General features: G+C 71.9%; 11 protein-coding genes. 9 read left to right on the plus strand and 2 right to left on the minus strand.

Features of this window, described 5'->3' with window-relative positions:
- Positions 1–31 precede the first annotated feature (31 nt).
- Positions 32–487: a metallopeptidase family protein gene (locus E0F75_RS38710; protein ID WP_055602543.1), complete on the minus strand. Its 456-nt coding sequence runs from the start codon at positions 485–487 to the stop codon at positions 32–34.
- Between the two features lie 299 nt (positions 488–786).
- On the opposite strand from E0F75_RS38710, the gene E0F75_RS38715 reads away from it, so the two are divergent.
- The 8 genes from E0F75_RS38715 to E0F75_RS38750 all read left to right on the plus strand — a co-directional run bounded on the left by E0F75_RS38715 (position 787) and on the right by E0F75_RS38750 (position 10779).
- Complete coding sequence (locus E0F75_RS38715) at positions 787–1221, plus strand: DUF3499 domain-containing protein (RefSeq protein ID WP_079042180.1); 435 nt, start codon at positions 787–789, stop codon at positions 1219–1221.
- 103 nt (positions 1222–1324) lie between these two features.
- Positions 1325–2689: a phosphomannomutase/phosphoglucomutase gene (locus E0F75_RS38720; protein ID WP_229315710.1), complete on the plus strand. Its 1365-nt coding sequence runs from the start codon at positions 1325–1327 to the stop codon at positions 2687–2689.
- A gap of 96 nt (positions 2690–2785) precedes the next feature.
- Positions 2786–2965: a Trm112 family protein gene (locus E0F75_RS38725; protein ID WP_073915537.1), complete on the plus strand. Its 180-nt coding sequence runs from the start codon at positions 2786–2788 to the stop codon at positions 2963–2965.
- A 1630-nt stretch (positions 2966–4595) separates the two neighbouring features.
- Positions 4596–5744: an SIS domain-containing protein gene (locus E0F75_RS38730; RefSeq protein WP_229315711.1), complete on the plus strand. Its 1149-nt coding sequence runs from the start codon at positions 4596–4598 to the stop codon at positions 5742–5744.
- Positions 5745–5975: 231 nt separating this feature from the next.
- The gene (gene manA, locus E0F75_RS38735) at positions 5976–7127 is read left to right on the plus strand and encodes a mannose-6-phosphate isomerase, class I (RefSeq protein WP_229315712.1); all 1152 of its coding nucleotides are present in this window, start codon (positions 5976–5978) and stop codon (positions 7125–7127) included.
- Positions 7128–7193: 66 nt separating this feature from the next.
- Entirely contained in the window at positions 7194–8159 is a 966-nt protein-coding gene (locus tag E0F75_RS38740; protein WP_229315713.1) for a cation diffusion facilitator family transporter, read from the plus strand.
- A gap of 339 nt (positions 8160–8498) precedes the next feature.
- Entirely contained in the window at positions 8499–9953 is a 1455-nt protein-coding gene (ahcY, locus tag E0F75_RS38745; protein WP_229315714.1) for an adenosylhomocysteinase, read from the plus strand.
- Between the two features lie 211 nt (positions 9954–10164).
- Positions 10165–10779, plus strand: coding sequence for a hypothetical protein (locus E0F75_RS38750; protein WP_229315715.1), 615 nt, complete (start codon positions 10165–10167; stop codon positions 10777–10779).
- 3 nt (positions 10780–10782) lie between these two features.
- Here the strand turns inward: E0F75_RS38750 and E0F75_RS38755 are convergent, their stop codons facing one another.
- The gene (locus tag E0F75_RS38755; protein ID WP_229315718.1) at positions 10783–11736 is read right to left on the minus strand and encodes an RDD family protein; all 954 of its coding nucleotides are present in this window, start codon (positions 11734–11736) and stop codon (positions 10783–10785) included.
- A 119-nt stretch (positions 11737–11855) separates the two neighbouring features.
- Between E0F75_RS38755 and E0F75_RS38760 the strand changes: the two genes are divergently transcribed.
- A complete protein-coding gene (locus E0F75_RS38760; RefSeq protein ID WP_229315719.1) occupies positions 11856–12863 on the plus strand; it encodes a stage II sporulation protein M in 1008 nt (335 codons plus the stop codon).
- The last annotated feature ends 315 nt before the right edge of the window (positions 12864–13178 follow it).

Genomic DNA, 13178 nt, shown 5'->3' on the forward strand with positions numbered 1-13178 from the left:
CGTACCGGGGTCAGCCCGGCCCGTACCGAGGTCAGTCCTGCCCGTACCGGGGATCGACCGACTCGGGGGAGAGCCCGAGCAGCTCGGCGACCTGCTCCACGACGACCTCGTGGACGAGGAGCGCCCGCTCGTCCCGGTTCTTGGAGCGGATCTCGACCGGCCGCCGGTAGACGACCACCCGGGCGGGATCGTTCTTCTCGGCGGGCGCCGAGCCGCCCAGCGGCACCGTCTCGCCCGGCACCGCCGGCGGCACCTCCATCACGAGGAACTCGACGTCGGCGAGCTGCGGCCAGCGCCGCTCAAGGCGCTCCACCGAGTCGAGGACGAGATCGCGGAAGGTGTCGGCCCGGCTCGCGGAGAGCGGCACCTGGGGCGGGGCGACCGGTCCCCGCATCCCGCGGCCGTGCCGGTCGCGGCGACGCACCCGGGGCTCCGCCGGGGGCTCCGTGGAGTGGTGCGGGGGGCTCGGCGGCACAGGACTGTCCATCACTGACGCAGCGTAACCCTCATCGATGCCCGCGCACTGTGGCGCGTCCTCGCCACCTTCCCGGGTGTCCCGGCAACACCACTCCACGCCCTGTCGAAACCTGAACGTTCCGGTCAACCGCCCGCCCGATTCGGGGGCCCCTCACGATCGGCCATCTGGCCGCGGTTGACCGGATCCATACCCCGGAGTGTCCGGATCGACTCCCGGCGCCACCCCCTTGTGCCCCCTCCCGCGCAGGTCCGAGCGGTCGCCACTCGAAGGGGGGTGGCGGAGGTCACAGCGCGACACGGTGGAGTGACCTGAGGGAGAGTCGTCGCGGCCCGCTCAAGAGTGCGGTACCGTCCAACGTCGTGAGCCCTGTACGTCGCTGTTCGCGCACTGCGTGCGGCCGCCCTGCCGTCGCGACACTGACGTACGTCTATGCCGACTCGACTGCGGTCCTCGGCCCGCTCGCCACCTACGCCGAGCCCCACTGCTACGACCTGTGCGCCCAGCACAGCGAGCGCCTGACCGCCCCACGAGGGTGGGAGGTCGTGCGGCTGACCGACGGTTCTGCCCCGCCCCGCCCCAGTGGCGACGACCTCGAAGCCCTGGCCAACGCGGTACGGGAGGCGGCCCGCCCCCAGGAACGCGCGGCCGAAGCCGGCGGCAAGGGCGGCGGAGGCCGCGGCGGAGACCCCATGGAGGTCGGCCGCAGAGGGCACCTGAGAGTGCTCCGCTCCCCGGACAACTGAGCGCAACCGGCCACCGTCCGCGTACCCCCTCCCCGCTCCGGGTAGTTTTGGCGTTCCGTACACGCACCGCACACGCGTGCCGAGAACTCAGGAGGGTGGATCCGTGACTGCCGATCTGTCGCAGATCGTGAAGGCGTACGACGTCCGCGGAGTGGTACCCGACCAGTGGGACGAGTCGCTCGCCGAGCTCTTCGGTGCAGCCTTCGTACGGGTGACGGACGCGGACGCGATCGTCATCGGCCACGACATGCGCCCCTCGTCGCCCGGCCTGGCGGACGCCTTCGCGCGCGGCGCGGCCCGCCTCGGCGCCGACGTCACCCTGATCGGACTCTGCTCCACCGATCAGCTGTACTTCGCTTCCGGCAGCTTCGACCTGCCCGGCGCGATGTTCACCGCCTCGCACAACCCGGCCCAGTACAACGGCATCAAGATGTGCCGCGCGGGCGCCGCCCCGGTGGGCCAGGACACGGGCCTGGCGGAGATCCGGGAACTCGCCGAGGGCTGGTCGGAGACCGGCGCGCCGGAAGCGGCGGAGACCCCGGGCGGGATCACCCACCGCGACACGCTCAAGGACTACGCGCAGTACCTGAAGTCCCTGGTCGACCTGACGGCGATCCGCCCCCTCAAGGTCGTGGTGGACGCGGGCAACGGCATGGGCGGCCACACGGTCCCGACGGTCTTCGATGGCCTGCCGCTCGACGTGGTCCCGATGTACTTCGAGCTGGACGGCACGTTCCCGAACCACGAGGCGAACCCGCTGGACCCGAAGAACATCGTCGACCTCCAGGCCCGCGTCCTGGCCGAGGGAGCCGACCTCGGGCTGGCCTTCGACGGCGACGCCGACCGCTGCTTCGTTGTGGACGAGCGCGGCGAGCCGGTCTCGCCGTCGGCGATCACGGCCCTGGTGGCGGCCCGCGAGCTCGCGAAGCACCCCGGCGGAACGATCATCCACAACCTGATCACCTCGTGGTCGGTGCCGGAGGTCGTCCGTGAGCAGGGCGGCGAGCCGGTCCGTACGCGGGTCGGCCACTCCTTCATCAAGGAGGAGATGGCGAAGACCGGCGCGATCTTCGGCGGCGAGCACTCGGCGCACTACTACTTCAAGGACTTCTGGAACGCGGACACGGGCATGCTGGCCGCGCTCCACGTCCTGGCGGCCCTGGGCGGCCAGGAGGGCGCCCTGTCGGGCCTGGTGGCGGCGTACGACCGCTACGCCTCCTCGGGCGAGATCAACTCGACGGTGGCGGACCAGAAGGCGAGCGCGGCCAAGGTCAAGGCCGCGTACGAGAACGAGGACGTCACCCTCGACAACCTGGACGGCCTGACGGTGACGGCGCGGGACTGGTGGTTCAACCTCCGCGCCTCCAACACGGAGCCGCTGCTGCGCCTCAACGTCGAGGCCCGCGACGAGGCGACGATGGCGAGGATCCGCGACGAGGTCCTCGCGCTGGTCCGCACCACGGCCTGACCTCCACCCCTCACCCACCGCCGGGGAACGGGGCACCCCCCGTCCCCCGGCGGTAGGCTGACCTGGCCCGAAACCGCTTGTTCGAAGGGACACCCCATGCCGCTCGAAGCCGGCCTCCTGGAGATCCTGGCCTGCCCCGCGTGCCACGCTCCACTGAACGACCGCACGGCGGACGAGACCCCCGAACTCATCTGCACGAGCCCCGACTGCGGCCTCGCCTACCCGGTCCGCGACAACATCCCGGTCCTCCTGACGGACGAGGCCCGCCGCCCGTAGGCAGGCACAGCGACACGGAGCTACCTCGCGGCGACGCCAGTAGGGAGCGACCTGATGGCGCACGGCACGGAGCGCCCCGAAGGCAACACCGACGCCTCCCCCGCTCGCGCGGCCGGCCAAGGCCTGCCGTGCCCCATGGCACGGCACGGGCTCCGGCCCACGCCGCAGGGGGACGGGCCCTGGCAGCACGGCAACGGCCCTGGTCCCCACGGCGGAGGCTCGGCTCCGTGCCGTACGGCACGGAACCTGGTCGTACGCGTGGTGTGGGCAAGTTCCCCAGCCGGCGCCGACCCGGTCCGTACAGCACGGGCTCCGGCCCGCGCCGCAGGGCATGGGACCCGGCCCGCACGGCAGGGGGCTCGGCTCGCGCTGCACGAGACAGGACCTGGCCCGTACGCCATTGGCTCGGGCTCGCGCTGCGCGGTGGGTCCTTCGACTCGCGCCGCACGGTACGAGACCCGGTCAGTACGGCACGGGTTCGGGCTCACACTGCGAGGGCCGGGCCCTGGCCCGCACGGCAAGGTCCCCGGCCTGTACGGCATGGGCTCGGGTTCGTGCGACAAGGGGCTCGTCTCGCGCTGCACGGCCCGAACCGGGTCCGTACGGCACGGGTTCGGGCCCTGGCTCGCACGGCAAGGTCCCCGGCTCGCACGGCATGGGCTCCGGTTCGTGCGGCAAGGGCTCTGCTCGCGCCGCCGCACGGCACGAGACCTGGCCCGTACGGCACGGGTTCGGGCCCTGGCCCGCACGGCAAGGTCCCCGGCTCGCACGGCATGGGCTCCGGTTCGTGCGGCAAGGGGCTCGTCTCGCGCCGCCGCACGGCACGAGACCTGGCCCGTACGGCGCTGGTCCAGGCTTGCGTCGCACGGCGGGTCCCTCGGCCCACGGCGCACGGCCAGAGGTCCGCGCCGCACGCCACGGCCACGGGTTCGCGCCGCATGGCACGGGACTTGGGCCCGTACGGCACGGGCTCCGGTTCTCGCCGAAGGGGACGGGACCTGGCCCGTACGGCAAGACCCCGGGCCAAGCTCCGCACGGCACGGCCCCAGGTTCGCGCCGCACGGCAAGGGCCCCAGGTTCGCGCCGTACGGCACGGGACCTGGCCCATGCCGAGTCGGCCGGCCGGCCGAGCCACACGGCACGGGGTGCCCGCCGACCGCACGGCATCCGGCTCCCCGACCGACCTGCCCGCTCTCGCCCCGCCTTCACCCCCTGTCCCAGCCCCGCTGTCCCAGCCCCGCCTCCGCCACAGCCTCCAGCCCTCACTCCCCCCCGTCCCATCCCTCGCGCTTCCCGGAGGGGCCCGCCGGGAACATCCCCGGAGGGTCCGCCGCCAACGGCGGGCACCCCCCCCACGGGCAAGCCCGCACCTCTGCCCTCCCACCTGCACGGGTGGTGCGGGTGGGAACCGACAAGCCCGGCCGAAGGCAGGGCGCACCACAAGCACCCGCACAACCCCGCAAACCCCGCACCAGCACCGCAAGCCCCGCACCATAGAAGGTGCCCGCACCACAAGGCACCCGCCCAAGGGCCCCGCACAAGCCGCCCGCCCAAGGGCCCCGCACAACGAAGACCCCCCAAGCCCCCCGCAGGGGCCCGCGACGACGACGCGACCGGAGGCACCCGCCCCATGCTCGACGAGACCCTCCTCGACGCCCCGGACGACCTCGCCCTGGCAGACCGCCGAGGCCTTCTCCGCGGCGCCGCCGAAGCCGGCGCCCGGGTAAGGACGGCGGCGAGGCACGCCGCCGAGGCCGGCATCGCGGACCTCCACCCCGAGGGCCGCCCCCGCGCAGTACTCGTCGCCGGCCCGGGCACCGCCGCCGCGGCCGTCGCCGACCTGATCGGCGCCCTGGCAGGAGCCTCGGCACCCGTCGTACGCCTCCAGCCGACCGGCGTCGCCCCCGCCGCGGGCGCCCTGCGCTGGGCGCTGCCCGGCTGGGCGGGCTCCGTGGACCTCCTGCTCCTGCCGACGACGGACGGCTCCGAACCGGGCCTGGCGCTGCTCGCGGAGCAGGCGTACCGCCGCGGGATCACCGTCGTCGCCGTGGCGCCGAAGGCCTCGCCGCTCACCGAGACGGTCAGCGGCTCACGCGGTCTGTTCGTGCCGATGGCCATCGCCCCGAACGAGGCCCCGAACGAGTACGCCGAGAACATCGCCGCGAGCCCCGGCACCCTGTGGGCCCTGTTCACCCCGCTGCTCATGCTGCTCGACCGGGTCGGTCTCCTGGAGGCCCCGCCCGAGGCCCTGGAGAAGGTCGCCGACCGGCTGGACCGTACGGCGGAGCGCTGCGGCCCGGCCATCGCCACGTACAGCAACCCGGCGAAGACGCTTGCCGCCGAGCTTGCGGACACGCTGCCGCTGATCTGGACGGAGGGCGCGGCCGCGGGCCCGGCGGGACGCAGGTTCGCCGCGGTGCTGGCGGAACTCGCGGGTCTGCCGGCGCTTGCGGCGGAACTCCCGGAGGCCCTCCCGGCCCACGGTGTACTCCTCGCGGGTGACTACGCGGCGGGTGCGGACCCCGAGGACTTCTTCCGTGACCGGGTGGACGAGCCGCAGGCGCTCCGCGCCCGGGTGGTCCTGTTGAGGGACCGTCCGTCGGACGGCCTGACCGCCGCCCACGCGGCACGCGAGCTGGCACTGAGCCACGAGACGGCGATCAGCGAGCTGGAACCGGAGGAAGGTGGTGACCTGGAGACCCTGGCGGAACTGCTCGCGGTGACCGACTTCGCGGCGGTCTACCTCTCCCTGACAACCCCGGGCCGCACGGCGCTCTGAGAGCCCCCCGAAAACAAGCCCCCACAAACCCCACCCCAGACCCCACACCCCACCCCAGACCCCAGACCCCAGACCCCACCCCAGATCCCACCCCACACCCCCAGACGAACAACCCCCGTCCACCACCCCGTCCCCCACCCTGTAACCCACCCGTCACCCGCCCCCTGTCACCTGTCTCCCGACACCCCTCACCTCACCATCCGTCACCACCCCGAGGAGCTGGCAGGCACCATGGACCGCCTCGTCAACACCGTTCGCCCCTACGCCTGGGGATCCACGACGGCCATCCCGGAGCTGCTCGGCGTCGCCCCGACCGGCGAGCCCCAGGCCGAGATGTGGATGGGCGCCCACCCCGGCGCCCCCTCCCGCACCGATCGCGGCTCGCTGAACGCGCTGATCGACGCCGATCCCGTACGCGAACTGGGGGAGCGTTCCGTCGACAAGTTCGGCCCGCGCCTGCCGTTCCTGCTGAAGGTGCTCGCCGCCGGCGCCCCGCTCTCCCTCCAGGCCCACCCCGACCTCGCCCAGGCGCAGGCCGGTTACGCGGCCGAGGAAGCCGCGGGCATCCCGATCGACGCCCCGCACCGCACGTACAAGGACGCCAACCACAAGCCCGAGCTGATCTGCGCGCTCACCCCCTTCGAGGGTCTGTGCGGATTCCGCGCGCCGGCCGAGGCCGCGGACCTGCTCGCCGCACTCGGCGTCGACTCGCTCAAGCCGTACGTGGACCTCCTGCACGCCCACCCCGAAGAGGCCGCGCTCCGCGAGGTCCTGACGGCACTGCTGACCGCCGACCCGGAGGAGATGGCGCACACCGTGGCGGAGGCGACGGCGGCCGCGGACCGTCTCGGCGGCGAGCACGCCCCGTACGCGAGCCTCGCCCACCACTACCCGAGCGATCCCGGCGTCATCGCCGCGATGCTCCTCAACCGGATCACGCTCCAGCCCGGCGAGGCCCTCTACCTGGGCGCGGGCGTCCCGCACGCCTACCTCTCGGGCCTCGGCGTCGAGATCATGGCCAACTCCGACAACGTGCTGCGCTGCGGACTCACCCCCAAGCACATCGACGTCCCCGAACTCCTGCGCGTGGTCCGCTTCGAGCCGACCGACCCGGCCGTCCTGCGCCCCGAGGCCTCCCCGTCCGGGGAGGAGGTCTACGACACCCCGATCGACGAGTTCCGCCTCTCCCGTCTCGTACGGCCGGAGGGCGCCGCCCCGACCGACCTGACGAGCCCGACCCCGCAGATCCTGCTCGCCGTCGCGGGCCGCCCGAAGGCGGGCGAGGTGACCCTCGCCGCCGGCGAATCCGTCTTCGTGCCCGCGGGCGAGAAGACCGAACTCTCCGGTACGGGGACGGTCTTTCGCGCCACCGTCATGGCCTGATGCGACAATGACCGGCCGAACCGCGGCGACAGAGCCGGTGCATCGACGAAGGGACCACGTACACCCATGAGCGCGTCAGGCGGAACCAAGGCGATCGTGGCGGCACTCGCCGCCAACCTGGCGATCGCCGTAGCCAAGTTCGTGGCGTTCCTCTTCAGTGGTTCGTCGTCGATGCTCGCGGAGAGCGTCCACTCCCTCGCCGACTCCGGCAACCAGGGCCTGCTGCTCCTCGGCGGCAAGAAGGCGAAGCGCGAGGCGACTCCGCAGCACCCCTTCGGTTACGGCCGCGAGCGGTACATCTACGCCTTCCTCGTCTCCATCGTGCTCTTCTCCGTCGGTGGCATGTTCGCCATCTACGAGGGCTACGAGAAGATCAAGCACCCGCACCCGATCGAGGCCTGGTACTGGCCGGTCGGCGTCCTCGTGTTCGCGATCATCGCCGAGTCCTTCTCCTTCCGTACCGCCATCCAGGAATCGAACCTGATCCGCGGCGGCCTCACCTGGACGCAGTTCGTCCGCCGGGCCAAGGCCCCCGAGCTGCCCGTCGTCCTCCTGGAGGACCTGGGCGCGCTCGTCGGCCTCGTCCTCGCGCTCGGCGGCGTCGGCCTCGCGCTGCTGACCGGCGACGGCATCTGGGACGGCATCGGCACCCTCTGCATCGGCATCCTGCTGATCGTCATCGCGATCGTGCTGGCCGCCGAGACCAAGTCGCTGCTGCTCGGCGAGTCCGCGGGCACCGAGGAGGTCAAGCGGATCGAGGCCGCGGTCGTGGACGGCGAGACCGTCACCCGCCTCATCCACATGCGTACGCTCCACCTCGGCCCGGAGGAGCTCCTCGTCGCCGCCAAGATCGCCGTCCAGCACGACGACTCGGCCGGCGACGTCGCGAACGCCATCAACGCCGCCGAGGAGCGCATCCGCGCCGCCGTCCCGATCGCCCGGGTCATCTACCTGGAGCCGGACATCTACAAGGAGACGGCCACCTCGACCGGCACGGACGCGGTGAAGACCCCGGACGCCGACGATCACTGACGGCTGTCGGCGGCCGCCGCCGACGGCCCCACCCCACCTCTCCACAAGGCCCCCGAGACCCCACGGTCCCGGGGGCCTCGTGCGTATGTACGGGCCTTCGATCCCGCCCCGCCGCCCGATGCGGACTGTGGCCCGCCCCACCGTCCGGTGTAGATTCGTGACCAGCCAGACGTCGCTGCTGATGGCGGTCGGGCGGTCCTCGCGGACCGGCCGAGGGAGAGAGGGCCTCCGACGACGGCACCGTGGAAAACCCCGGGCATTCGTGTGTCCAGGGACCCTCCGTGGTGCCCGGCGCCCCAACCGACCCTCGCACGCGAACACACGAGGAGCAGCTCAGTCATGACGACTGTCGCCCATCAGGACTTCAAGGTCGCCGACCTCTCCCTGGCCACCTTCGGCCGCAAGGAGATCACCCTCGCCGAGCACGAGATGCCCGGCCTGATGTCGATCCGCCGCGAGTACGCCGAGCAGCAGCCCCTCGCGGGCGCCCGTGTCACCGGCTCCCTGCACATGACCGTGCAGACCGCCGTCCTCATCGAGACCCTGGTCGCCCTCGGCGCCGAGGTCCGCTGGGCCTCCTGCAACATCTTCTCCACCCAGGACCACGCCGCCGCGGCCATCGCCGTCGGCCCGAACGGCACCCCGGAGAACCCGCAGGGCGTTCCGGTCTTCGCCTGGAAGGGCGAGACCCTCGAGGAGTACTGGTGGTGCACCGAGCAGGCCCTCACCTGGCCGAACTCGCCCACCGGCGGCCCGAACATGATCCTCGACGACGGTGGTGACGCCACCCTCCTCGTCCACAAGGGCGTCGAGTTCGAGAAGGCCGGCTCCGCCCCGGACCCGTCCACCGCGGACAGCGAGGAGTACGGCTACATCCTCCGTCTCCTCAACCGCACCCTCGGCGAGAACCCGCAGAAGTGGACCCAGCTGGCGTCCGAGATCCGCGGCGTGACCGAGGAGACCACCACCGGTGTCCACCGCCTGTACGAGATGCACCAGGCCGGCGACCTCCTCTTCCCGGCGATCAACGTGAACGACGCCGTGACGAAGTCGAAGTTCGACAACAAGTACGGCTGCCGCCACTCCCTCATCGACGGCATCAACCGCGCCACCGACGTCCTCATCGGCGGCAAGACCGTGGTCGTCTGCGGCTACGGCGACGTCGGCAAGGGCTGCGCCGAGTCCCTGCGCGGCCAGGGCGCCCGCGTGATCGTCACGGAGATCGACCCGATCTGCGCGCTCCAGGCGGCGATGGACGGCTACCAGGTCACGACCCTGGACGAGGTCGTGGAGAAGGCCGACATCTTCATCACCACGACCGGCAACAAGGACATCATCATGGCCGCGGACATGGCCAAGATGAAGCACCAGGCCATCGTCGGCAACATCGGCCACTTCGACAACGAGATCGACATGGCCGGCCTCGCCAAGACCCCGGGCATCGTCAAGGACGAGGTCAAGCCGCAGGTCCACACCTGGACGCACCCCGACGGCAAGGTCCTCATCGTGCTGTCCGAGGGCCGCCTGCTCAACCTGGGCAACGCGACCGGCCACCCCTCCTTCGTCATGTCGAACTCGTTCGCGGACCAGACCCTGGCCCAGATCGAGCTCTACACGAAGCCGCAGGAGTACCCGACCGACGTGTACGTGCTGCCCAAGCACCTGGACGAGAAGGTCGCCCGCCTCCACCTGGACGCCCTCGGCGTCAAGCTGACGACCCTCCGCCCCGAGCAGGCCGCGTACATCGGCGTCGAGGTCGAGGGCCCGTTCAAGCCGGACCACTACCGCTACTGATGCCCCGGCCGGCGGCGCCCGCGCGCTGACGCGACGCCGTCCCGGACACCCGTAGAGGAGACAGGCAGGCCCCCCGCACCCCCGTGCCGGGGGGCCTGCCTCGTCCCCGGGCCTGTCCGCCCGAGACCAGGGCCGGACAAAGGCCCTACCTCAGGGCTGGACCGGCCCTACCCCCACACGCCCGGAAGCCCCCGTCCCGAGGACCCGACCCATGCCCCGCGGCCGATATTCGCTCCATGACCCGCACGACCACACCCCCCTCGGTGACGAACACTTCCACTGCGCGCCCGGCCCCTCCGGCTGGCGCTACGTCTCACAGGTCACCACCCCCTCGGGCGACCACCAGGGCTCCGTCGACCTGGCCGTCGACGAACTCGGCCGCCCCATCCGTCTCGAACTCCACGCCGCCGGCTGGCAGGTCCGCGGTGCGGCCCTCGACGGCGTCACCTGGGTCCGCACGGACCCCACCGGAACCCACGCCACCGAAGGCAATGTGCGCGCCCACGCCTTCACCGGCATGTCCCCGGCGTTCCTCGTCGCGCTCACGCGACTCCTGCGTCTCACCCCCGATTCCCCCGAGACCCGTGTCAGGCTCGTGGCCTTCACGGACCCGGTGCTCGCCCCCCTCACGGTCGACCAGTCCTGGGCCCTGCTGAAGAGTGAAGCGCACGCCACTGACAACGGCCCCCTGATGGTGGACGAATACCAGGTCAGCGCCCTGGATACGGGCGAACGGCACACCGTCCACATCGCCGGCGACGTGGTCCTCTCAGCCCCCGGCATCGAACTCGAAGCCCTGGAGACCCCGCCGTCGGTCTTCCCCTGAGGATCAGGCGGGCGGAGCGAACCCGGTAGCGGGCGCCGTGGCCTGCTGACCGCCGGCCACCGGGGAGGCGACGACCGGCGCAGCAGCCGGAGGGGCCACCGGCGAAGGCGCAACGGGAGGAGCGAAGCCCGGCGCCGGCATCCCCACAGCCCCGACCGCCCCACTCACCCCCGGCATCCCAGCCACCCCCGGCATCCCGGCCACTCCCGCGGAGCCGAACGCCCGCCGAGCCTCCCGCGTCTGCCGCTCGGCCACCACGCCCGCCAGATACGCGTCGGCCGGCACTCCCGGCGGCGGAGGCGTCCCGGTCCGCGCCACCAGCTCGTCGGCCAGCCGCTCCGCGAGCCGCCGCCCCACCGCCGGATCCAGCTCACGCGCCCGCGTGAGGTACTGCCGTATCTCAAGCCACAGGGACTCGGGCACCGCCGAAAGATCCAGCCCGGCGAAACGCCCCACCAGCCACGGCGGCGGCGGAGGCACGGCGAGCACCCGCGCCGCGGGTATCCGCTCCCGTACGACGAGCGTCCCCGCGAAGACGTCCCCGAGACGTCGCCCCCGCTCCGACACGAGCGACGCGACACAGGCGACGACCCCGAAGGTCATCAGGATCTCCACGACCCCCATCGCCCCCCGCACGAGCGCGTGCCGGAACCGGATCGGCCCCCCGTCGTCCCGCACCACACGAAGTCCGCAGGCCAGCTTGCCCAGCGACCGCCCGTGGGACAGCGTCTCCACCGCGATCGGCGCTCCCACCAGGATCAGCAGGAAGGAGGCGATGGACACCGCCATCACCGCGGCCTCGTCGAGCGACGCGGTGGCGACCGCGAGCCCGAGCGTGACGAGCAGATACGCGGCCCAGACCACCACCAGGTCGATGAGCACCGCCAAAGCCCGGCTCGGGAGCCGCGCGGGCTGCAACTCCAGTACGACGGCATCCCCGGTCACCAGGTCACTCACGGCACCCACCCTTCTCCGACCTTCCCGACCCCTCCGAACGCCAGTCTGCCAAGCTGACCCGCAGCGCGCCGCAGCAGTACGGAACCGTCCGCAGCCGATGCCTGGAGCAGCAGCCGATCATGGACCTCGACGTCTACGTCACCGCCCACCGCGCCGAGTGGGAACGCCTCGACCACCTCCTGCGCCGGGGCGGCAAGCTCACCGGAGCCGAGGCCGACGAACTCGTGTCCCTCTACCAGCGCACGGCCACCCATCTCTCGATCGTGCAGTCGAGCGCCCCGGACCCCGTGCTCACGGCCCGCCTCACCCAGCTCGTGGCCCGCGCCCGCGCCACGGTCACCGGCACCCGGCGCTCCTCGTGGCGCGACGCGGCCCGCTTCCTCACCGCCGGCTTCCCCGCGGCCGTCTACCGCTCCCGCCACTGGTGGGTCCCCACCGCCGTCCTCTCCACCCTGCTCGCCGTTCTCATCGGCTGGTGGATCGGTACGCACCCCGAGGTCCAGGCCGCGATCGGCGCCCCTGCCGACCTCCGCGAGATGACCCGCCCCGGCGGCCAGTACGAGACGTACTACTCCAGCAACCCGGCGGCGTCCTTCGCCGCCCAGGTCTGGACGAACAACGCCCAGGCCGCCGCCATGTGCCTGGTCCTGGGCGCCTTCCTGGGCATCCCGGTGCTCTGGATCCTCTTCACGAACATGCTGAACGTCGGCGTCGGCATCGGCCTGATGGCGTCCGCGGGCCGCCTCGACGTGTTCCTGGGCCTGATCCTTCCCCACGGCCTGCTCGAACTGACCGCCGTCTTCGTCGCCGCCGGCACGGGCCTCCGCCTCGGCTGGACGGTCATCGACCCGGGCCCCACCACCCGCCGCGCAGCCCTGGCGGAACGCGGCCGCGCCGCCGTCGGCATGGCCATCGGCCTGGCCCTTGTCCTCTTCGTCTCGGGCCTGATCGAAGGCTTCGTCACCCCGTCCGGCCTGCCCACCTGGGCCCGCATCACCATCGGCATCGCCGCTGAGCTGCTCTTCCTCGCCTACGTCTACGTCCTTGGCGGCCGTGCCGCCCGCGCCGGCGACCAGGGCGACCTAGAGGAGCCCGACCGCAGCGCGCAGCTCCCCACCGCCGCCTGATGTGCGTACGACCCCGCTGACCTGCTAGTGTCCTCCGGTGCCCACAAAAACCATTGACATGGTGGACGTGGGGAGGTAGATTCAAACGGTTGCCTAGAACTGGACAGTTCGGCAGCGATCAAGTAGAGTCTCACTCACTCCGGTCGGGAATTCGATTCCACGGAGTCACCCCGATTCTTATTCGAATCAAGAAAGCCACCGATTAGGTCGGCCCAAATGATTCTGATAAAGTCGGAACCGCCGAAAGGCCCCCGGAGTGAAAACAAAAGGGACCGGAAAGCACCGAGGAAATCGGGTCGAAAAGATCTGATAGAG

Source organism: Streptomyces sp. CB02980, from assembly GCF_014451325.2.
Classification (GTDB): domain Bacteria; phylum Actinomycetota; class Actinomycetes; order Streptomycetales; family Streptomycetaceae; genus Streptomyces.

Excerpts from the sequence above, each read along its gene's own strand:
- E0F75_RS38710 (WP_055602543.1), bottom strand. The coding sequence starts at position 487 with ATGGACAGTCCTGTGCCGCCGAGCCCCCCGCACCACTCCACGGAGCCC.
- E0F75_RS38725 (WP_073915537.1), top strand. The coding sequence starts at position 2,786 with ATGCCGCTCGAAGCCGGCCTCCTGGAGATCCTGGCCTGCCCCGCGTGC.
- E0F75_RS38730 (WP_229315711.1), top strand. The coding sequence starts at position 4,596 with ATGCTCGACGAGACCCTCCTCGACGCCCCGGACGACCTCGCCCTGGCA.
- manA (WP_229315712.1), top strand. The coding sequence starts at position 5,976 with ATGGACCGCCTCGTCAACACCGTTCGCCCCTACGCCTGGGGATCCACG.
- E0F75_RS38740 (WP_229315713.1), top strand. The coding sequence starts at position 7,194 with ATGAGCGCGTCAGGCGGAACCAAGGCGATCGTGGCGGCACTCGCCGCC.
- ahcY (WP_229315714.1), top strand. The coding sequence starts at position 8,499 with ATGACGACTGTCGCCCATCAGGACTTCAAGGTCGCCGACCTCTCCCTG.
- E0F75_RS38750 (WP_229315715.1), top strand. The coding sequence starts at position 10,165 with ATGCCCCGCGGCCGATATTCGCTCCATGACCCGCACGACCACACCCCC.
- E0F75_RS38760 (WP_229315719.1), top strand. The coding sequence starts at position 11,856 with ATGGACCTCGACGTCTACGTCACCGCCCACCGCGCCGAGTGGGAACGC.